The 21322-nt window shown below is 70.7% G+C and carries 14 protein-coding genes; 3 read left to right on the top strand and 11 right to left on the bottom strand.

Going from position 1 to position 21322, the window contains the following annotated elements; all coding sequences use genetic code 11:
• Positions 1-170: 170 nt before the first annotated feature.
• Genes ACZ1DY_RS19630 through ACZ1DY_RS19620 form a run of 3 tightly spaced genes read left to right on the top strand, consistent with a single transcriptional unit; the run spans position 171 to position 2117 of the window.
• The gene (locus ACZ1DY_RS19630) at positions 171-524 is read left to right on the top strand and encodes a RidA family protein (protein ID WP_126736994.1); all 354 of its coding nucleotides are present in this window, start codon (positions 171-173) and stop codon (positions 522-524) included.
• The gene (locus tag ACZ1DY_RS19625) at positions 517-1161 is read left to right on the top strand and encodes a helix-turn-helix transcriptional regulator (RefSeq protein ID WP_465485282.1); all 645 of its coding nucleotides are present in this window, start codon (positions 517-519) and stop codon (positions 1159-1161) included. Before ACZ1DY_RS19630 ends, ACZ1DY_RS19625 begins: the two co-directional genes overlap by 8 nt.
• Positions 1158-2117, top strand: a complete 960-nt coding sequence (locus ACZ1DY_RS19620; protein WP_465485281.1) for a pyridoxal-phosphate dependent enzyme — start codon at positions 1158-1160, stop codon at positions 2115-2117. Before ACZ1DY_RS19625 ends, ACZ1DY_RS19620 begins: the two co-directional genes overlap by 4 nt.
• 392 nt (positions 2118-2509) lie before the next feature.
• Here the strand turns inward: ACZ1DY_RS19620 and ACZ1DY_RS19615 are convergent, their stop codons facing one another.
• From ACZ1DY_RS19615 to ACZ1DY_RS19565, 11 genes are all read right to left on the bottom strand, one after another.
• A complete protein-coding gene (locus ACZ1DY_RS19615; protein ID WP_126736997.1) occupies positions 2510-3487 on the bottom strand; it encodes an alpha/beta hydrolase in 978 nt (325 codons plus the stop codon).
• Positions 3488-3500: 13 nt separating this feature from the next.
• Entirely contained in the window at positions 3501-5066 is a 1566-nt protein-coding gene (locus ACZ1DY_RS19610) for an acyl-CoA carboxylase subunit beta (RefSeq protein ID WP_465485280.1), read from the bottom strand.
• On the bottom strand, positions 5063-11464 hold the full coding sequence (locus ACZ1DY_RS19605; protein WP_465485279.1) for an SDR family NAD(P)-dependent oxidoreductase: 6402 nt from the start codon (positions 11462-11464) through the stop codon (positions 5063-5065). Before ACZ1DY_RS19605 ends, ACZ1DY_RS19610 begins: the two co-directional genes overlap by 4 nt.
• On the bottom strand, positions 11461-13221 hold the full coding sequence (locus ACZ1DY_RS19600) for a fatty acyl-AMP ligase (RefSeq protein WP_465485278.1): 1761 nt from the start codon (positions 13219-13221) through the stop codon (positions 11461-11463). Before ACZ1DY_RS19600 ends, ACZ1DY_RS19605 begins: the two co-directional genes overlap by 4 nt.
• A 170-nt stretch (positions 13222-13391) precedes the next feature.
• Complete coding sequence (locus ACZ1DY_RS19595; protein WP_465485277.1) at positions 13392-14768, bottom strand: MFS transporter; 1377 nt, start codon at positions 14766-14768, stop codon at positions 13392-13394.
• Between the two features lie 106 nt (positions 14769-14874).
• On the bottom strand, positions 14875-15792 hold the full coding sequence (locus ACZ1DY_RS19590; protein ID WP_126731328.1) for a helix-turn-helix transcriptional regulator: 918 nt from the start codon (positions 15790-15792) through the stop codon (positions 14875-14877).
• A gap of 175 nt (positions 15793-15967) precedes the next feature.
• On the bottom strand, positions 15968-17737 hold the full coding sequence (locus ACZ1DY_RS19585) for an alpha/beta hydrolase (protein ID WP_465485276.1): 1770 nt from the start codon (positions 17735-17737) through the stop codon (positions 15968-15970).
• A gap of 243 nt (positions 17738-17980) precedes the next feature.
• A complete protein-coding gene (ppk2, locus tag ACZ1DY_RS19580; protein ID WP_465485275.1) occupies positions 17981-18976 on the bottom strand; it encodes a polyphosphate kinase 2 in 996 nt (331 codons plus the stop codon).
• 10 nt (positions 18977-18986) lie between these two features.
• Positions 18987-19442, bottom strand: a complete 456-nt coding sequence (locus ACZ1DY_RS19575) for a flavodoxin family protein (RefSeq protein ID WP_465485274.1) — start codon at positions 19440-19442, stop codon at positions 18987-18989.
• Between the two features lie 62 nt (positions 19443-19504).
• Positions 19505-20407, bottom strand: a complete 903-nt coding sequence (locus ACZ1DY_RS19570; protein ID WP_126731323.1) for a serine hydrolase — start codon at positions 20405-20407, stop codon at positions 19505-19507.
• Positions 20404-21285, bottom strand: coding sequence for a LysR family transcriptional regulator (locus tag ACZ1DY_RS19565; protein ID WP_465485273.1), 882 nt, complete (start codon positions 21283-21285; stop codon positions 20404-20406). Before ACZ1DY_RS19565 ends, ACZ1DY_RS19570 begins: the two co-directional genes overlap by 4 nt.
• Positions 21286-21322: the final 37 nt, after the last annotated feature.

Below are 21322 nucleotides of genomic sequence, written 5' to 3'. Positions count from 1 at the left end.
GGACAAGGCGGTTCACCGCCATTTGACGATCATGAAACAGCGGTCGCTCGTCCGAGTGAAGCCCGTTAACCCGAGCGACTACCCGCGAGTAACACCGCGTTCACCAGGTGAGCGGTAGGTCACTTGATATCTCGTTGGACTTTCCGTCCAGGGCTTATACAGTCAGTCTCGTGACCAACGAGCATCCGTATCCGCCCGCCTTCCGCAGCGGCGACCTGGTTTCCGTGTCCGGGCGGCTCGGCGTGACCGAGACCGGCGCGCTGGTGCCCGGCGGCTTCGACGCCGAATGCCCGCAGGCCTTCGCCAATCTCGACGCCGCGCTGCGTTCGGTGGGTGCGACGAGGGCCGACGTGGTGAAGGTCGTCGTCTACCTGACCGACATCGCCGACCGCGACGGCCTCAACCGGGTCTACGAAGAGTTCTTCGCCGAGCCCCGGCCCGCCCGGACCTGTGTCGGGGTCGCGTCCCTGCCCTACGGCGGCGTGGTCGAGGTCGAGGCCCTCGCCCGAGTACGCGATGTCTGAGCAGGACGCCATCCTCGACGCGCTCGCCCCGGTCGCCGACGGCATCGCGGCGACGCTCGGCTCGTTCTGCGAGGTCGTGGTGCACGACTTCCGCCGTCCGGAGCGGTCGGTGGTCGCGATCGCAGGCTCGGTCACCGACCGCACCGTCGGCGGATCGATGAGCGAGATCGGCATGAGCCTGCTCGCCCGCGGCGACGACGCCGAAGACCAGCTGAACTACGTGACAAGGACAGCGTCGGGGAAACTCGTGAAGTCGTCGACCATGCTGCTGCGCGACAGCGGCGGCTCGGTGTTCGGCGCCTTGTGCGTGAACCTCGACGTCACCGCGCTGGGTCAGCTGCGGACCCTGGTCGGCGAACTCGCCGACGTCGGCGCCGCCACCGAAACGCCGACCACCACCTTCGGCGACGACGTCGACGCGGTGGTGGACGCGATCGTCGACGAGCATCAGCTCCGGCTGAACAAACCGTGGGCCGCGCTCAGCCGCGACGAACGGCTCGACCTGTTCCGCAGCCTGCACGCGCGCGGTGTCTTCGCCGTGCGGCGGGCCGTGCCGCAGGTCGCGGCGCGGATCGGGATCTCCCGCGCCTCCGCTTACAACTATCTCGCCGAAATCCGTGATCAAGGAGCATCATGACCGCCCCCGTGACCATCGACGACATCCGCGACGCGGCCGCCCGCCTGGCCGGGGTCGCCCACCGGACCCCGGTCGTGCGTTCCCGTACCCTCGACGAGCTCGTCGGCGCCGAGGTCTTCGTCAAGTGTGAGAACCTCCAGCGCGTCGGGGCTTTCAAGTTCCGTGGCGCGTACAACGCCGCTTCGCGTCTCTCGCCGGAACAGCTGGCCAAGGGCATCGCCGCCTACTCGTCGGGGAACCACGCCCAGGCCGTCGCGCTCGCCGCGCGGGAACTCGGGAGCAGCGCGGTCATCCTGATCCCGGAGGACACCCCGCAGTCCAAAAAGGACGCCACCGCGGGCTACGGCGCCGAGATCGTCACCTACGACCGGTACACCGGCGACCGCGTCGCGATCGGCGAGGCGCTGGCGGCCGACCGCGGTCTTGCGCTGATCCCGCCGTACGAGCACCCGCACGTGATCGCCGGACAGGGCACCGCGGCGCGAGAACTGCTGGAGGACACCGAATCCCTGGACACCCTCGTCGTCCCGGTCGGCGGCGGTGGCCTGATCGCGGGCAGCTCGACCGCCGCGAAGGCCGTGCGGCCCGGCATCCGCGTGATCGGCGTCGAACCCGCCGAGGGCGACGACACCAAGCGCTCGCTGGACGCCGGGGAACGCGTGTCGATCCCGGTGCCGCGGACCATCGCCGACGGCCAGGCCGCCTCCATCCCCGGCGAACTGACCTTCTCGATCAACCGGCGGCTCGTCGACGACATCGCGCTGGTCACCGACGACCAGGTCCGCGACGCCATGCGGTTCGCGTTCGAACGGCTGAAGCTCGTCATCGAGCCGAGCGGGGCGACCGGGCTCGCGGCACTGCTCAGCGGCCGGGTGCCCGCTTCGGGACGGGTCGGGGTGATCATCAGCGGCGGGAACGTGAGCCCGGAACGCTTCGCCGAACTGATCGCCGGCTGACCTCACCGCATTTAGCCCCTCTCGATGCGGTGCCCCGTGGACGACCTGCGGTGCGCTGGCGTCGCGAAAGCCACTTTCGGGACGCCTGATGTCCCGAAAGTGGCTTTCGCGACACCACCCGGCAAGCGCTGACATCTCGTTTCGCCACCGCGCCCACCGGCCGACGTTGCGAAAGCCACTTTCGCAACGTTGAAGGTTGCGAAAGTGGCTTTCGCAACGCCTTGCGAGGGTCTAGCGCGTGACTCGCGTGATCAGACGCCGCACTCGCGTGTTTGGAGACGTAACTCGCGTGATTGAAGGCGTAACTCGATGTGCGGCCTTCAATCACGCGAGTTACGCCCCCAAGCACGCGAGTTACGCCTCTGATCACGCGAGTGCGGCGTTCGGTCACCTCACAGGCCGAGCCCGCCCGCCAGGACCGGCCAGGAGTTCCGCAGCGCCCGTTGCCAGTAGGGCCAGCTGTGCGTCCCGTCGCCGTAGTAGTCGACGGTCGCCGGAATCCCCCTGGCCTTCAACCGATCCGTGAAACTCACCGAGGAGGCCAGCGCCTGGGGCTCGAAGATGTCGGACTGCCCCGGCGGGTCGAGCGGGCCGGTCTTCCCGTTCCCGCAGGAGATGTACAGCGCCGTGCCGCGAAGGCCGTCGACGTTGTCGTACGGGTTGTTCGCCGTCCAGATCGGCCGCATCCCCCAGCTGTCGCCCCAGAGTTCGAGGTAGTTGAAGATCCCAGCGCGGGCCAGGATCCCCTGGATGAACAGCGGAGCCCCCTGGTTGAGGGTGTTCGGCACCCCGCTGTAGGACGCCGCCGCGGCGAACATCCCCTTGTGCTTGTACGAGTACGCGAGCGCGCCGTAACCGCCGATCGACAGGCCCGCGACCGCCCGGCGCGTCCCCGCCCGGTACCCGCGTTCGACGATCTGCCGCACCTCCAGGGTGTGGAAGGTGTCCCAGTCGGGAGTGCTCCGGAGCCCGAAGTTCCACCACTTGGTGTACATCCCGGCGGGCCCGCCGGTCGGCATGACGACGAGGGCGTCCTTGTCCGCGGTGAACGCCTTCACGTCGGTGAACTGGTCCCACGACCGGTAGTCGACCGGTTCGCAGCAGCCGTGCAGCAGGAACAACGTCGGCCAGGTCCGCGTGGGCTGCGCGGCCCACCCCGCCGGGACCAGCAGGCGGACCATGCCCGTGGTGCCGAGCGCGGGCGAGCTGATCTTGAGGTCGACGGTGCGCGCGTCCAGCCAGGTCTCCTCGACGACCTTGGCGCCGTTGTCGGCGGTGACCGGCGCGGGCGCCGCGCTCGCGGGGACCGGGCTTCCGAGCAGGGTCACCATGGCCAGCGCCAGCAGACCCCACCGCCGGGTTCGCTTCATCGTTTCTCCTTGCTCACAACGGGATGTTTCCGTGCTTCTTGGCCGGGAGGGTCTGCCGCTTGGTCCGCAGCGCGTGCAACGCCCGTGCCACCTGAAGTCGGGTTTGCGACGGCGCGATGACCTGATCGACGTAGCCGCGTTCGGCCGCGAGGTAGGGATTCGAATGCCGTTCGCGGTACGCCTCGGTGAGCCGTCGCTGTTCGGCCGACCGCTGTTCCGGGGGCAGGGCGGCGAGTTCGTGCCGGTGCAGCACCCGCACCGCGCCCTCGGCGCCCATCACCGCGATCTCCGCGGTGGGCCAGGCCAGGTTGACGTCCGCCCCGAGATGTTTCGACCCCATCACCGCGTAGCCGCCCCCGTAGGCCTTGCGGATCACCACGGTCACCTTCGGCACCGTCGCTTCGGCGTAGGCGTAGATCAGTTTGGCGCCGCGCCGGATGATCCCGTGCCGTTCCTGTGTCTCGCCGGGCAGGTACCCGGGGACGTCGGCGAGGGTGAGGATCGGGATGCCGAAGGCGTCGCAGAACCGCACGAACCGCGCGGCCTTCTCCGAGGCGTCGATGTCGATCACGCCCGCCTGATGGCGCGGCTGGTTCGCCACGACCCCGATCGTGCGGCCCCGCATCCGGCCGAACGCGCAGATCATGTTCGGCGCGAAGCCGCTGTGCACCTCCATGAAGTCGCCGTCGTCGACGAGACGGACGATCACCTCGGCCATGTCGTACGCCTGGTTCAGCGCGTCGGGCACCAGCCGGTCGAGTTCGAGGTCGGCGGCGGTGAGTTCGGGCGCGGTCTCGTCGGCGTATTCCGGGACGGTGTCGAGGTTGTTGGACGGCAGGTAACCGAGCAGGGTCCGCACCCAGTCGATGGCGTCGTGTTCGTCGGTGGCCCGATGGTGGGCGTTCCCGGACACCTCGCTGTTCACCGCGGCGCCGCCGAGCCGCTGGGCGGTGACGCGTTCGCCGCTGACGGCGTGCACGACGTCCGGCCCGGTGACGAACATGTGCGCGGTCTCGTCCACCATCACGGTGAAGTCGGTGATCGCCGGCGAGTAGACCGCCCCGCCCGCGCAGGGGCCCATGATCAGCGAGATCTGCGGGATGACACCGGACGCCAGCGTGTTGCGCCTGCCGAGTTCGGCGTAGTAGGCGAGCGAGACGACGCCTTCCTGGATGCGCGCGCCGCCGGAGTCGTTGATCCCGACCACGGGGCAGCCCAGCGTCATCGCCAGGTCCATCACCTTGAGGACCTTCTCGCCGAAGACCTCGCCCATACTGCCGCCGAACACGGTGAAGTCCTGGGAGAACACGCAGACCTGCCTGCCGTCGACGGTGCCGTGCCCGGTCACCACGCCATCGCCGTAGGGCCGGTTGGCGTCCATCCCGAATTCGGTGCACCGGTGCCGGGCGAACTGGTCGAGTTCGACGAAGGAACCCTGGTCCAGCAACAACTCGACGCGTTCGCGCGCGGTCAGTTTCCCCTTGGCGTGCTGCCGGTCGACGGCCCGCTTCTCCGCGGTCCGCAGATCCTCCCGGCGGGCGGCGAGGTCGGCGATCCGGAACGCCGTCGTGTCGGTCACGGCCGCGCCGCCTTGGGCGCCCCGAGCCGGGCCGCGAGTGCCGCGGCGACCCTCTCGACATGCGGCGGGTCGATCATCGACAGGTGATCGCCCGGCACCCGCACGACCTCCAGATCCGGGCAGAAGGCGTCCCAGCCGAGAGCGTCGTCGGTGCGCAGGTAACGCGGATCGAGGGAGGTGGTCAGCGGATGCGGCTCCTGCGCGCGCAGCAGCAGTACCGGCCCGGCATAGGATTCCGGCTCGTACCGTTCGGCGACCCGGGCGTCCACATAGGACTCGTACTGGTGCCGCAGGACGCCGTGCCCCAGCTCGGGAACCCGCGCGGCCAGGTGGGCGATCACCAGCCGGATCTGTTCCTCGTCGCCGAGCCTGGCGAGCTCTTCACGCGGGATGTCGAGCGTGACGCCGTAGGTGCGCTCGATGTGCTCCGCGAACCGCTCGAACCGGTCCAGCAGGATCTCCTGGGCCGGTTTCCCCGGCGCGGGCAGCGGCAGGATGCTGTCGATCAGGAACACGAGAGCGACGCGCTCCCCGGCCGCCGTCAGCCGCCGCGCGGTCTCGTAGGCGAGGCAGCCCCCGAACGACCAACCGCCCAGCCGGTACGGGCCCCGCGGCTGGATTTCCCGGATCAGCTCGAGATAGCACTCGGCCTTGGCCTCGACGGTGTCCTCTTCGTCGATCCGTTCGAGCCCGTAGACGGCTCTGCCCTCGGGCAGCAGGCGGACGAGTCCCTCGTAGACACTCGTCGGACCACCCGCCGGGTGGAACAGGAACAGCGGGTCCGTGCCGCCTTCGCGCAACTGCCGGACAGGGCAGCCTCCGCGTCCTTCGATGTCGTCGCGCAGAAGGTCGGCCATCGCGGCGATCGTCGGTGTGGCGAAGAGCCGTTCGGGAACGGCTCCCAGCTGCCCGGTGAACACGGCCCGCAGCCGATCGGCCGCTTCGGCGTCGCCACCGGCGGCGAAGAAGTCTTCGTGGACGCCGGGTTCCGCGCCGCCTAGCTGCGCCTGCCAGTGCCGGGCGATCCAGCGTTCGGCCGGATCGCGTGGGCCGACGGCCGTCACCGGTGCGGTGGGCCGGGCTTCTCCCGCACCGAACCCCGCCTGATCGGCGAGATGATCCGCGATTTCGGCCAGGCCCGCGCCCCGCAACAGCAGCGGGATGGGCAGTTCCAGGCCGAAGTCCCGTTCCACGACTCCCTTCGCACGCAGGGCGGCGAGCGAATCCAGGCCGAGCCGGGTGAGCGGGGTCCGCCGGTCGATCTCGTCCGCGGCGAGGCCGAGCATCCCGGCGACGAGCCCGGCGAGGTAGTCGGCCAGCATCTCCCGGGCGGCCTCCGGGAGGACCGCCCGCAGCGCGTCCAATCCGTCCCAAGTGGACGGTCCGGCGGGCTGCTCCTCCCCCGGTACCAGGATTTCGAAGAACGGCCGTCCGGCCAGCCGGGGGAAGAGGGCGAGGACGGTCCCGGCGTCGACCCTGGCGATCCCGGTCGACACGCGGTCACGGCGCAGCACGGCGTCCATCGCCGCCAGCGCCTCCTCCGTGCCGAGTGGTTCGAGGACGGGGTTGCGGCTGCCGACGGCCGCGCCCGCTTCGCCCCAGGCTCCCCAGCCGATGGTCGCCGCAGGCAATCCCGCGGCGCGGCGCCACGCGACGAGGGCGTCCACCCACGCGTTCGCGGTGGCATAGGCGGTCTGGCCCGGCGATCCGAACAACGCCGCCGCCGAGGAATACGTCAACCACCAGTCGAGTTCGTGTCCGGCCGTCGCCTCGTGCAGTCGCCATGCCCCCAGCGCTTTCGGGCGCCAGACCGCCTCGACGGCGTCGGTGTCGAGGCTGACGGCGGCCCCGTCGGACAGCACGCCGGCCGCGTGCAGCACCCCGCGCAACGGCAGGCCGCCTTCGGTCGCCGCAGCGACCAGCGCTTCGGCCGTCCCCGGCTCGGCGATGTCCCCCGTCACCACGCGGACGTCGGCTCCCTGCTCACGCAGATCCGCCAGAAGCGGCTCGACGGCAGGGCTCGCACCGCGCCGTCCGGAAAGGACGAGCCTGGTCGCGCCGCGCGCCGCCAGCCAGTCCGCCGCGACCAGGCCGAGGCCGCCGAGACCACCCGTGATCACGTATGCGCCGTCACGCACCACGGTTTCGTGGCGAGGTTCGCCGAGCTTCGGCCGGGCCAGCAGCCTGGTGTACCGGACTCCCTCGCGCCACGCGATCTCGTCGTCGGGCGCGTCCGCGCGGATCTCCGCCACCAGCCTGACGGGGTCCGGTTCCGCGTCGAAGTCCACCTGGCTCGCCCGCAGTTCGGGGTGTTCGAAAGCGAGGACGCGGACCAGTCCACGCAGCCAGGCCTGGCCCGGATCGCCGCGCTCACCGGGTTCGGCGGCCCAGGCATCCACGCTGACGAGCCACAACCGCGGCGCGGTCTCGACCAGTTCGGCGAGGACACCGGACAACTCGGTGACCCGCCGCGCCGCGCTCATCGGATCCGGCCCCGAAGTGCCGGACCATACGAGGACTCCCGCCACCTCGCGGGAACTCAGAGCGCCCGCGAGGGTCTTCCGGTCCCCGGGCCGGACCGTCACCAGCTCGTCCCCGGCCTCGGCGAGCCGGTCACGCAACGCCGTCAGCCACGGCACGTCGTCGTGCAGGACGACCCAGCAGCGTGAGCCCGCCGCCGGGGCGGGCAGCCCGGCCTCCCGCCAAACCGTTTCGAACAGCAGGTCCGCCATGGGCACCGGCAGCGCCGAACGCTGGAACCGGCGGCAGTAGACCTCACGGAACTCGACCAGGACGACGCCGTCCGCGTCGACCAACTGGACACCACCGACCAGGCCATCGCCGGCCGGATCAACCGAATCGAGGACCGCGTCGACCCGGACACCCCGGCGCGGATCACCGGCGAGGACGACTTCGCCCAAGGTCAGCGGCAGGAACACGCCGTCGGCTTCGCGGAGCGCGTCCCCGGCCGCGGCGGCGAGCGCGTGCAGGCAGGCGTCGGCGATCACCGGGTGCAGGACGTAGGCCGGATCGTCGGCGGGCAGGGCGATCGACGCCGAAGCCCGGCCCGGCGCGGCCAAGACGTCGCGCAGCCCACGGAAAGCGGGACCGTAGCTCTGCCCCGCGCCGGCCAGCACCTGGTAGAGGTCGACCGGCCGGGCGTCGTCCCCGACCGGGCCGAACGGCACCACCGCGGTGTTCCCCTCGCGGACACGGGCGGTGGCGTGCCGTACCCAGCCGCCGTCCGCGGACCGCGCGTACACGTCCACGCTTCCAGCGCTCAGGCTGGTCGTCACCTCGGTGTGCGCGGCGAGCGGGAGGACCCGGTGCAGTTCGAGACCGCCGATGCGCAGCAGTCCGGGACGCAGCACCGTTTTCGCCGCCGAAAGCGCCAGTTCCAGGAACCCGGCGGCGGGGAACAACGGGACACCCATCGCCGCGTGGTCGGCCAGCCACGGCAGTACCTCGGTCCCGACGTCCGCGTGCCACAGGTGCCCGCCGCCGGTCGGCTGTTCGATGTGGACACCCAGCAACGGATGTTCGCCGGCCGTCCGGGTCGCCGGGCGCCGCGGCCAGAACCGCCGGTGCCGCCAGCGCGGGCCGGGCAGGTCGACCGGAAGCGGACGGGGACCGCCGTCGTCGAGCAGGACGGGCAGCCCGAGGGTGTGGAGCCGGGCGAGCGTGGTCAGGAACGCCACCGCCTCGTCGCTCTTGCGGCTCGCCGTCGGAAGCGCGAGCGAGGCGGTGCTCTGCTCGATCGCGGCCAGTGCCACCGGATGCGGGGAGATCTCGACGAACACGCCGTATCCGTCGGCGGTCGCCGCCGCCAGTGCCTGGCTGAAGCGCACGGGACGGCGCAGATTCGCCGCCCAGTACTCGACGTCGAACACCACCGACCTCTGTGGATCGTCGAGAACGCTGCTGTAGCAGGGAATCTCCACCGGTCGCGGGGAAAGGCCGCCGAGCTCGGCGCGGAACCGGCCGAGAACGGCGTCGACGGCTTCCGAATGACCCGCGCCCCCGACCGGCAGCCGCTTCGCCAGCCTGCCCATGCTCTCGACGTGCGACACGAGCGCCTCGACCTGTTCGGCGCCGCCGCTGACAGTGCACTGGACCGGCGAGGCGTAGACCGCGACGGTGATTCCGGGGAAGTCCGCTTCCAGGTCGGCGAGTTCGGCCGGGGACAGCTCGACCACGGCCATCGCGCCGTCGCCGGAAGCGTCGACCTCGGCCAGCAGCCGGGCGCGGGTGGCCATCACGCGCAGGCCGTCGGCGACGTCCAGCGCCCCCGCGACGACGGCGGCCGCGACCTCACCCATCGAATGCCCGAGCACCGCGGCCGGGACGACGCCGTGCGCGCGCCAGAGCCCGGCGAGAGCCAGCTGCATGCCGAACAACGCGAGCTGTGTCGCCGCGAGATCCGGAAGATCGCGCGTGCCGGAGAACACCTCGCTCAGCGTGAAGCCCGCTTCGGCGCGGAACACCGGATCGAGTGCTTCGACCTCGGCACGGAACGCGGGCTCGGTGCGCAACAGGACGCGTCCCATCCCGGGCCACTGGGAGCCGTAGCCGGAGAAGACGAACACGACATCGGAGACAGGTCTGGCCTCGCCGAGGACGGCGGCACCACCAGCACGTCCGGCGGCGAGTTCCCGCAACGCGGCGGCCACCCGGTCGCGTTCCTCCGCGACGACCGCGCCACGGACGGGCAAGTGGTCGCGGCTCCTGGCCAGTGTCGCGGCGACCGCGTCCAGCGGGACCGTCCGGTGGGCGGGGTCTTCGAGCCAGTCCGCCAGATCGGCGGCCCGCGCCCGGAGCACCTCGGCCGACCGCGCGGACAGCGCGAAGATCCGCGGCCGCCCGGTCTCCGTCCCGCGAGCGGCGAACGACGCGGCGGGCCATTCTTCGAGAACGACGTGGGCGTTGGTGCCACCGAAGCCGAACGCGGAGACCCCGGCGCGCACGACGTCGGAGTACCGCGGCCAGTCCGTCCCGGTGTTCACGACCCGGAGGCCGAGACCGGCGAAATCGACGTGCGGGCTGGGTTCGTGATGATGCGGGGTCGGCGGCAGCCGCCGGTGGACCATCGCGAGGACGACCTTGATCAGCCCGGCCATCCCGGCCGCGCCCTCGAGATGGCCAAGGTTCCCCTTCACCGAGCCGATCAGGAGCGGGCGGGCGGGTTCGCGTCCGGCTCCGAGCACCTCGCCGAGCGCGCCCGCCTCGATCGGATCCCCCACCGCCGTCCCGGTCCCGTGCGCCTCCACGTAATCCACAGTGGACGGATCGACGCCCGCCGCCGCGTACGCGTCCCGCAACAGGTCCGCCTGCGCGCCGGGATTGGGCGCGACGAGACCGTTGGACCGGCCGTCGGAATTGACCGCGCTGCCACGGATCACCGCGAGCACCCGGTCCCCCGCACGGCGGGCGGCCTTCAGCGGTCTGAGCACGATCACGCCGCAGCCCTCGCCGCGGGCGATGCCGTCGGCGGCGGCGTCGAACGGTTTGCAGTACCCGTCCGGGGCCAGCACCCCGGCCCGCTGGAAGGAGGCCGTGACCGCTGGTGAGAGCAGCAGGTTCACCCCGGCGGCGAGCGCCGTCCCGCATTCGCCGCTGCGCAGGCTCTGCACCGCTTGATGCACCGCGACCAGCGAGGACGAGCACGCGGTGTCGACGGTGAGGCTGGGCCCGCGCAGGTCGAACAGGTACGACAGCCGGTTGGCGGCGATACTCGTGGCGGCACCGGTGGCGGACCAGACGTCGACGGTGGCGGGGTCGGCCATCGTCAGGTGGCCGTACTCGCCGGCCGAAAGCCCGACGAACACCCCGGTCCGGCTTCCCCGCAGCGTGGACGGCGGGATCCCGGCGTGCTCCAGCGCCGCCCAGGTCACTTCGAGCAGCATCCGCTGCTGGGGATCCATCGCTTCGGCCTCGCCCGGCGTGATGCCGAAGAACTCGGCGTCGAAACCGGCGACGTCGCCGAGGAATCCGCCACGCGCGGGGATCTCCCAGCGATCCTCCGGAACCTCGCGGATACCGTCGCGTCCGGCGTCCAGGAGCCGCCAGTAGCCCTCCGGGGAGTCCGCGCCTCCGGGCAGGCGACACCCGACGCCGACGATCGCGATCGGTTCCTCCTCGCGGCCTTCGCCGCTCACGACCGTGGATTCCTCCACTGTGGACAGACGGGCGGCGAGGGCGGTGATCGTCGGATACTGCCACACCAGGGTCGGCGGCAACGGACGGCCGACGTACCGGCCCAGCTCCGCCGCCAGTTCCATCGACTCCCGCGAGGAAAGCCCGCTTTCGTGCAGCGGCCGGTCCGGATCGACGTGGTCCGCGGGCGAGCCGGTCACCTCCGCCACCCGCGCGATGAGCCAGGCACGGATCTCCGCGGTCACCCGAGCCGCCGCGCGGTCAGCGAACCGTCCGAATAGGACTTCCGGCACAACGCACGGCTGATCTTGCCGCTGGAGGTGCGCGGCACCTCACCCGGGGCGACGAACACGACGTCGTGCGGCCGCAGACCGTGCGCGGCCGAGACCGCCCTCCGGATCTCCGCGGTCGCGACGGCGAGGTCGGCCTCGGCGCCCTTCGCCCGCTCCACCAGCACGACCGCCGCTTCACCGTCTTCGCGCTCGATCGCGAAAGCCGCGGCGGAATGCGGCCGGACCGCGGGATGCGTCTCCACGGTCTGTTCGATGTCCTGCGGGTAGTGGTTGCGGCCGTCGACGATGACGAGGTCCTTGAGCCTGCCGGTCATGAACAGTTCGCCCTCGTACCGCACGCCGAGGTCCCCGGTCGCGAGCCAGCCCGCACCGGAGTCCGGATCGATCGGGGGCAGGCCGAAGACGCCCTCGGAAGCGGCGGGCCGCCCCCAGTAGCCAACGCCGACGTTCGGGCCGTTGACCTGGATCTCTCCCACCCGGCCCGGTTCGACCAGCGCGCCGGTGGCCGGATCGGCGATGCGGATCCGTTGCCCCGCCGGGAATCCGCAGGAGACGAGCGTGGTGGACGCCGCGCCGGGCAATGCGGGCGTCGCGAGTCCGGCGGCGAGCCGGTCGCGGTCGAAGGCGACCTGCCGTGGTGCCTTGCCCGCTTCGGTGACGGAGACGAGCACCGTGGCCTCGGCCAACCCGTACGAGGACCGGTGCACCTCCGGGCGCAGCCCGCATTCCTCGAAGGCGCCGTGGAACTTCGCGATGGTCGACGGAAGAACCGGTTCGCTGCCGTTGATCAGCGAGACGACCCGGCTCAGTTCGAGATAGCTCTTCTCGGCCTCGGTGACCCGGGAAGCGGCGTAGGCGTACGCGAAATTGGGTGCCGCGCTGATCGCGCCCGGGCTGGCCGAGAGCGCGCGCAACCACCGCGACGGACGTTCCAGGAAGGCGTGGGGATCCATCAGGACCGACGCCGCACCCGCCGCCAGCGGCGCGCCGATCCCGAGGATCAGGCCCATGTCGTGGAAGAGCGGCAGCCAGCTGACAGTGGAGGTCGTCGCGGTCTCGACCGCGTAGGCGTCACACGCTTGACGGGCGTTGGTGAGCGCGTTGCGGTGGGTCAGCAGCACGCCCGCCGGCGTTCGCGTGGAACCGGACGTGTACTGCAGGTACGCCACTTCGTCCGGTTCCGGTCGCGGCCAGGAGCGATCACCGGCCGCGACCGGAGCTGTGGTGTCGACGGCGAGCACGGCGGGGCGCTCGAAATCCGTCGAGGCGAGGAAACCGGCGGCGTCGTCGAGTCCGTCGGTGGTCGTGAGCACGACCCTCGGTGCGCAGTCGGCGAGCACGGCGGCCAGCCTTCCCGCGTGCCCGGGGAGACTCGGGGAGAACAGCGGGACCGCGATCAGCCCGGCGCGGATCGCGCCGAGGAAGGCGACGACGTAATCGACGGACTGCCGGGCCAGGATCGCGGCCCGGTCACCCGGGCCGGTGAACCCGGTCAGCCGGGTGGCGAGCGCGTCGACCCGGTCGTCGAGTTCGCGCCAGGACAGGGTGATCGCCCGGCCGTCGGCCCCGGCTCGATGGTCGAGGTAGGTGACCGCGACGTCGTCGCCGAGCCGCCACGCCCAGTACCTCAGCAGCGTCGCGAACGACTCCCCGCCGCGTGCGTCGTCCGGCCCGTGGACGGCGACGACCGATTCCGAAATGGTTTCCATGGCCCCTCGTTGTGACGATTCGTACAGGAGCGGGTGAATTCGGAACGGCGCCGTTGCCGAAAGCGGATTCCATTCCGGAGACCGTTCTTTATCTGACCGGAACTGTATGGACGTCGCGGGAAGAGTGTCAATGAAAGGATGATGGAACGCCGCCGGAAGCGCGGACGTGCTCACGGGGACGTGAGAAAGGGGGCACTCCCCTTGTCACTTCGGCACGAACTTCGGGGGTTCAGGAGCCGGAGCGCGAGGAGCGCTCCGGCGAGTTGCAGCGCCGCCGCGGTCAGCAGCCCCGCCGTGTAGCCGTCGGCCAGCGCGGCCGGGGCGCCCTCGTCGAGCCGGGCCGTGCGGACCGCCGACAGCACGGTCCCGATCAGCGCGACCCCCAGCGCGCTCGACAGTTCACGGGACGCGGTGAGCAGGCCGGAGGCGGTGCCCGCGTGCCGTTCCGCGACGATTTCCAGCGCGTACGAGGTCAGCGGCGTGGTCAGGGCCGATCCGGCGCCGATCAGCACCAGCCCGGGAATCCTCGGCGGCACTTCCGGCAGGTGGTTGACCGCGGCGATCGCCAGCAGTCCGGCGGCCACCGTGACCAGCCCGGCCGCGACTGTCCGATGTGGACCCCATCGTGGTACTGCCCAGGGCACGAGCGGCGTGGCGGCGACGACCGCGACGGCCACCACGACCAGCGGTAGTCCGGCGAGCATCGGCCCGAGGCCGAGGGATTCCTGATGCAGCAACGGTGTGAAGAAGAAGACCCCCGAAACCCCCAGTCCCCACAGCAGCTGCACGGTGAGCGCGCCGGTGAAGACCCGCGTTCTGGTCAGCTCCTTCGGCATCAGCCGCACGCGCGCGCGTCTTTCCCTGAACAGGAACCAGATCGCGAAGGCCGCCCCCACCGCACCGAGCACCGCGCTCGGTTCGACCACGGCGGCGGTGATCAGGACCATCGCGGTCGTCACCACCAGCATGGAGCGCACGGCAGGTCGTCCGGCCGCCGGGTCACGCTTCGCGAGGGCGACCTTCCGTACCAGCGCCAGCATCGCCGCCACGAAGGGGAGATTGACGAAGAAGATCCAGCCCCAGCCCAGATATTCGCTCAGCGCCCCGCCGAGCGTCGGGCCGAGCGCGAGGGCGGCCGCCAGGCAGGCTGTCCAGACCGTCGCTCCGAAAGCCCGTCTTCGCGCGTCGAGATCGGTGCGGAGCAGGCTGAGCAGGGCCGGGACCAGGAACGCCGCGGCGGCACCCTGCAGCACCCGCGCGGAGATCACGAGCCACGCCGTCGTGGCGAACCCTCCGGCGGCCGCGCCGGCGCCGAACGCGAGCAGCCCCGCCCGCAGGGTCGCGGCCTGGCCCCAGCGGTCCACCAGCGTTCCCGCGACCGGCAGCAACCCGGCGAACGGAAGCATGTAGCCGATGCTCACCCATTGCAGCGTGGGAAGATCGAGCCCGAGTTCGCGGGCGAGCGAAGGCGCGCCCGCCGCGACGATCGTGTTGTCGAGGGTGGTGACGAAGGCCCCGAGCCCGATCATGAGCAGCGTCGCTCTCATTGTCCATCCTCGTGAGTGGCAAAGACGGTTCTAACCGTCCTTACCACTCACGAGACGCGACCCCCCACCCACGTGACAATTCCCGCCCGCCCTCTTCACACTCGCGCTACAACCAGCCCTGGCGCGAAGCCTGCGCTCCGAGCTGGAAGCGGGTCCGCGCGCCGAGCAGTTCCTGCAACCGGCTGATCCGCCGCAGCACCGTGCGCTCGCTGATGCCGAGCTCGCGCGCGATCGCCTCGTCGGTCAGGCCTCCGCTCAGCAGCGCGAGCAGGCGGCGTGTGGCGACGGTCGGTTCCTGCGCCGCTTCGGCGTCGTCCGGGCCGCCCGCCCGCACGGGCACGGCCATCCGCCAGAAGGATTCGAACAACTCGATCAGCGCGCTCAGCAGCATCGACGGATGGATCAGCAGGGCGAGGACGTCACCGGCGTCGGAATTCGGGACCGCGATCAGCGCCCGGTTGCTGTCGGCGATCACCAGCTTCAGCGGCAGCCCGGGGAACACCCTGGCCTGCTCCCCGAGCGCGATACTCGACTGCACCTGGGCGAATCCGTCGTCGTGCTGCAGCACGGACGAGTCGTAGACGACGCGGTACGCGATGCCGCGCGCCATCGAACCGGGCTGCACCGTGCTCACTTCGGCCTTCGGGCTCATGTACGACCCCGGGTCCAGCGCGACGATGTCGGCGCCCGCCTGGGTCTGCATGGCTTCGAAGGTGGCGATCACCTCGTCGCGGCTGCGCAGCACCTCGACGAAGTCCGCGTCCCGGCCCGTGCGCAGCGAATAGGCGGCGCCGAGCACCTCGGCCGCTTCCCGCGCGCGGATCGCCGCGGCCTCGTGCTGCGCCGCGAACGCCGACAGCGCCGCACGCGGCGGGCACACCTCGACCCCGGACGCGCCGGCCCGGATCAGGCCGAACCGCTCCAGCTCCGCCAGCTCGGCGCCGGGCGTGATCGGACGCCCGTCCAGCAGGGCCCGGTACAGCTGCTCGGCCTCCATCGACAGGCCCCGCGACTCGGCGAGCATGACGCTTCTCCTCCCCCACCCCAGGATCGATCGACGTGACATCGATGTCACGGCTCATGGTTCTTGAGCGGGAAAACGGCCGGATCGTGCGCCTGGACCGATAACGAAACCGTCACAGATCATGACGGAGAGGCTCCCGCGAACCGCGGGAGCCTCTCGTCGACACCATCCGAGACTAGGCGTTGGCGGGCATGCCCTTCTCGTCCGCTTCCGGCGTCGCGGTGCCTTCCAGCAGCTCACGGACGATCTCGTTCGCCTTGCGCACCTGGGGCGTGATCATCTTGATCTTGATCTTCCCGTCGTGCCCGAGGTGACCGCCGACCTCGACCGTCTTGTCCTCACCCGGCAGCGGGAGACCCTGGCAGCCGGTGAACTTCTTCTTCGGCGTGAGCCCGGTCTGGAAGTAGGCGACGATCGGGTCGTCGACGCAGTCGGTGTTGTACGGGAAGATCCCGTGGCTGCCTTCGTTGTCGACGCTGATCATCTTGGCGCCCGGCAGTCCGTTCGCGGTGGCCAGCGCGCCCTCGTACGGCGTCGCCGCGTCGAGTTCGGTCTGCGCGATCAGCACCTTCGGGAACGTCTTGGCGTCCGGCGCCGGCTTGGCGTTGGGGGTCGGCCAGAACGCGCACAGCGGCGCACCCGACAGGGCCATGATCGGCGCGATGAACGGCGCGTTCACGGTCAGATCGGCCTGCCAGAAATTCCAGTAGTGCAGGTTCTGGTTCCACTGGCCGTCCTGGCAGCGGATCGCCTCGAACGCGGCGTCCCACGTCTCGACCTCGGCGCCACCCTGGTAGGAGGCCTTGCGCTCGACCGAGTCCTTCTTCGCGATGGCCTCCAGCGCGTTGCCCTTGGCCTTGGTCAGGAACGCCTTGTTCGCGTCGGTCAGCCCGGGGGTGGCGAGCGCCTTCGCGACGACCTGCTCCAGCTTCTCCGCGTCGGTTCCGGTGGGCGCCGGTCCCTTCGCGAGCGCGGCGACCATGGAAGCCGCCGACGGGTACTGGCTGGTGTCGTACATCGCCGGGATGATGAACCACGCCGCGTAGAGCATGCCCGCGAATTCCCGGGTGCCGCCCGCCTTCTCCCAGTTGCGGCGGATCTCGAGCGGATCGGTGCCCGCCTTGTACTTGGCGTCGTTGCGCGCGACGTAGGGCAGCAGCGCCTCCTGGAACTGGCGGTCACGGCTGCGCGGCTGGAGGTCCCAGGTCTTCTCCAGCGTCGAGCGGCTCGCGTCGGTCGAGGAGTCGAGCAGGAACCGGTGCGCCTTGGACGGGAACGTGGTGGCGTACCAGGTGCCGAGCCAGGTGCCGTACGAGTAGCCGATGTAGCTGGTCTTCTTCTCCCCGAGCAGCACCCGGATGAAGTCCATGTCGTAGGCGGTCTGCTCGGTGGTGATGAACTTCGTCAGCGGGTTCTTCAGGCAGCCCTCGACCTTCGCCCGGCTGATCACGTTCTGATCCGTGCTGTCCGGGACGGTGTAGCTACAGGTCAGCGGGGTGCTCTGGCCGACGCCGCGGGGGTCGAAACCGACGAAGTCGTACTGCGAGGCCAGCACGGGGCTGCGCATCGCCATCGCGGCGCCCCACGGGAGACCTTCGCCGCCGGGCCCGCCGGGGTTGACCAGCGCGATGCCCTGCCTGCCGGTGCCGGGGTAGGCGGTCGCGGTCTTGGAGACGCGGACGCCGATGGTGTTGCCGTCCTGCGGGTTGTGCCAGTCGCGCGGCACCTGGACGGTGGCGCAGGCGAGGCCCTTGACCTTCTTCAGTTCGGCTTCCGTCGCCGGCGCGACCGAGGGGAACGAGCACTCGCCCCAGGCCACGGCCTGATTGGTCAGCGCGCCGGCGAGCACCGCCGTGTCCGGATCGGCCTTGACCGCGGGTGCCGCACCCGCGGCCGGGGCCGGCACCAGGCCGGAGGCCAGGAACGCACCGGCGACCACGGCCACCGTGCCCCTCCGCGTCTTTCTCGTACTACTGATCACCATGATCCCTTTCGACAGGAGCCCCCCCGACGTCCGTACGTGAAGTAAAGACGGGTGATCAGCTTTCCCACACGGCCGGAAGGTGGCGGATACCCGACATGGCAGGATCTCGACACTCGCGTGATCGGACACGTAACTCGCGTGATCAGAGGCGTAACTCGCGAGTTACGCCTTCAAGCACGCGAGTTACGCCTCTGATCACGTGAGTTACGGGTGCAGGCCCGGTCCGTGGTCGGGGTCCGGCGACGGCGCGATCGGGGTCGGGCTGAGCGACGACTCGTCCTCCCCCTCCTCCAGCAGGGTCGCCGCGGCGCCGACCACTTTCAGATCCGGGTCGCCGACGGCGTCCTCGTCCTTGTCGGCGTAGTCCACGCGGGCGAGGACGCTGCGCATCGCCTCGACGCGCGCGCGTTTCTTGTCGTTGCTCTTGACCACCGTCCACGGCGCGATCTCCGTGTCGGTGGACCGGAACATCGCGACCTTCGCCTCGGTGTAGGCGTCCCAGCGGTCGAGCGACTTGATGTCGTTGGGGCTCAGTTTCCATTGCCGCACCGGGTCGACCTGCCGGATGAGGAACCGGGTCCGCTGCTCGGACCTCGACACCGAGAACCAGAGTTTGACGAGGATGATCCCGTCGTCGACGAGCATCTCCTCGAACGTCGGCGCCTGTCGCATGAAGCGCTCGTACTGTTCGTCCGTGCAGTACCCCATCACCCGTTCGACGCCGGCGCGGTTGTACCAGGACCGGTCGAACAGCACGATCTCGCCCTCGGTGGGCAGGTGGTTCACGTAGCGCTGGAAGTACCACTCCCCCTGCTCGCGTTCGGTGGGCTTGCTCAGCGCCACCACTCGCGCGCCGCGCGGGTTGAGGTGTTCGGTGAACCGTTTGATCGTGCCGCCCTTGCCCGCCGCGTCGCGCCCCTCGAACAGGATCACCATGCGCCCGCCGGTGTCCTTGATCCAGTACTGCAGTTTCAGCAGTTCGATCTGCAGCGACCGTTTCACGACGTCGTATTCCTCGCGCGACATCCGCGTCGTGTACGGGTAGTTCTCCCGCCACGTGTCGATCGGCGATCCGTCGGGGCGGAGCAGGACCGGGTCGTCGGCGTCGTCGTAGTCGACGACGAGACGCTGGTCCCTCAGTTCCGGGAAGTACGAATGATCGAGCACGCGCCGCTGATACCCACGCCGGACGGAGCGCAAACACGGTGCGTCACCCACCGAGCCCGGCGGCGAACCGTCGCGCCGCTTCGAGATCGGCCGTACCAGGCCGGTTCTTGGCGATACCCCCGACGAGCCGGAACGGGAGCCAGGTGTCGAAACCCCGGCACGAGAACGTGTCCACCACGTCGAAGCCCTTGCGGCGGAGCGACCGTGCCAGACGACGGGTGTACCGCCGGAATCGCGGTTCCGGCAACCCGCTGGTGCTGAACACGAACGCCTTCCTCCGCTGCTTCGGCGGCATCTCTTCGACGAGACGCCGCAGGCGCGGATGGAAGTCCATGCCGAAGATCCCCGAGCCGAACCCCACGAGGTCACAGGAATCGAGCTCGGCGGCGTCGATCTCCTCGGGACTGACTACGCGAGCGCCGAGAACCCCCGCCAGCACTTCGGCGACCCTCGCCGTATTGCCGTGGGACACCGAAACGCACACGATGACGACCTTCATGCCGATCCTCCACTTCGCCGGTTCTCCCCCTTGAGAACAGGGCGGCGGCGGAAAACGTGACGTCACCCTTCGCGCAGATGATCCCGCAACGCCCGCGCCACTCGGGCCATCAGCACTTCGGCCTCCGGCTGGATCGCGGCGGGCACCCGGGATCCGGTCAGCGCGGCGATCGCGTACAGCCCGCCGTCGGCGTGTTCGACCACCCCGACCTCGTGCCGCAGGTTCAGCACCGTGCCGGTCTTCGACGACCATTTCGTGGCGTCCGAGACGAAATCGGGGCTGAGCCGCTGACGCAGCAGGTTCAGTCCCATGAGTTCACGCACCCGTGCCGCGACCCCTTCGTCCACTTTGGACGGTTTCCACAGTGCTTCGAGGAGGTTCACGAACGCGCGCGCCGAACCGGAACTCGCCCGGGTGACGTCGAGCTGCGGAACGGGATGGCCCCGCCCGGCGGTACCCGCGCTGATCGCGAGCGCGTGCGCGAGGTGGACGTCGGCCGGGGCGAACCGTTCGGCGGGCGTGTCGCTGAGGTCCGCGGCCGGATGCCGCGCGGTGATCCCGGAAACGCCCCATTCGCGCGTCATCCTGGTGACCTCGGCGGGCGGGGTCAGCGCGAAGAGCGCGTCCGCGGCGGTCTCGTCGCTGATGGCCATCGTCAGGTAGAGCAGGTCGTCGATCGCCACCCTGGCCGGGTGCCGGAACCGCGTCAGCCCGGTCGGTCCGGGGGCGGTGGCCCGTCCCGGCTCGACGTCGATCGGCGCGGAGCCGTCCAGTTCACCCCGGCGGATCCGCTCCAGGGTCGCCGCGGCGAGCGGGATCTTCACCAGCGAGGCGCTCGGGAACTCCAGGTCCGGGTCGATGCCGATCTCGTGTCCGGTCCGCAGATCGCGCACGAGGAACGAACCGCGCAGGCCGCCGTCGTCGAGTTCGGCGCGCAGCCCGAGGAGCAGGGTCTCCGTGTTCATGTCGTCTCCTCCGCGCCGAGACACCGGGCGATGTCCGGCCACAATCGTGCCCGGAGCCGCTGCGCGTCCTCGCCGGGCCCCGCCGTGATCTCGAACCCGCGCGCGAGCCGGATCTCGCCGATCGGCCGCCAGCCCAGTCCGAGGTCGGTGGCCTGGGCCGCCGAGCAGAGCAGCAGATCGTCCGAACCGAACACCGCCGCGGCGGCCGCGGTGAGCGCGCCGGCGACGGACACCTGCGCGGGCCGCAGGCCCACCGAGTCACGGACGCGGAAGAGGCGATCCCGGATATGCGGGACGTCGTCCTCCGGCTGGATCCAGACCCGCCGGGGCGACCGGCCGGACCGGCCGACGCGCAGCGTTTCCAGGTGGAGGGCGCCCGCCCGCGGCCTGCCCCCGCCCGCCAGCCCGAGCGGCACCGTCCAGGTGCCCTCTTCGGCGGGAACGGCGGCGAGCGCCGCGCGGACCTCCTGGGTGCGCACGAGTTCCGCCCGCTCTCCCGGTGGCGCCTGCCGGAACTCCAGGAAGACGTCCAGCGTTCGCGCCGCGGCGTCGAGTTCGGCGAGCTCCCGGACGGTGCAGGTGTCCGGCATCGCCAGCCGCATCGGCCGCAGTCTGGCGCGCTGCGCGTCGTGCTCCATGGCGTCGGCCAGCGCCACCAGCCGTTTCGCCGACGGCAGCATGTCGCGGCCGAACGGGGTGAGCACGGCGCGGCGGGTGGAGCGGTCGAACAGCCGCTCACCGAAATGCCGTTCCAGCGCGGCGATCCGGCGGCTCGCCACCGGCTGCGGGATGCGCGCGATCGCGGCTCCCGCGGTGAAGGTCCCGGCTTCGCTCACGCTCACGAACGCCCGGCAGCTCCCGATCAGGTCCACGACCACATACTATGCCGATAATGCATGAAAGGGGCCGTTCGTG

The sequence above is a fragment of the Amycolatopsis sp. PSD-21 genome, from assembly GCF_055561455.1.
This window is presented reverse-complemented; position numbering and strand designations above follow the sequence as displayed.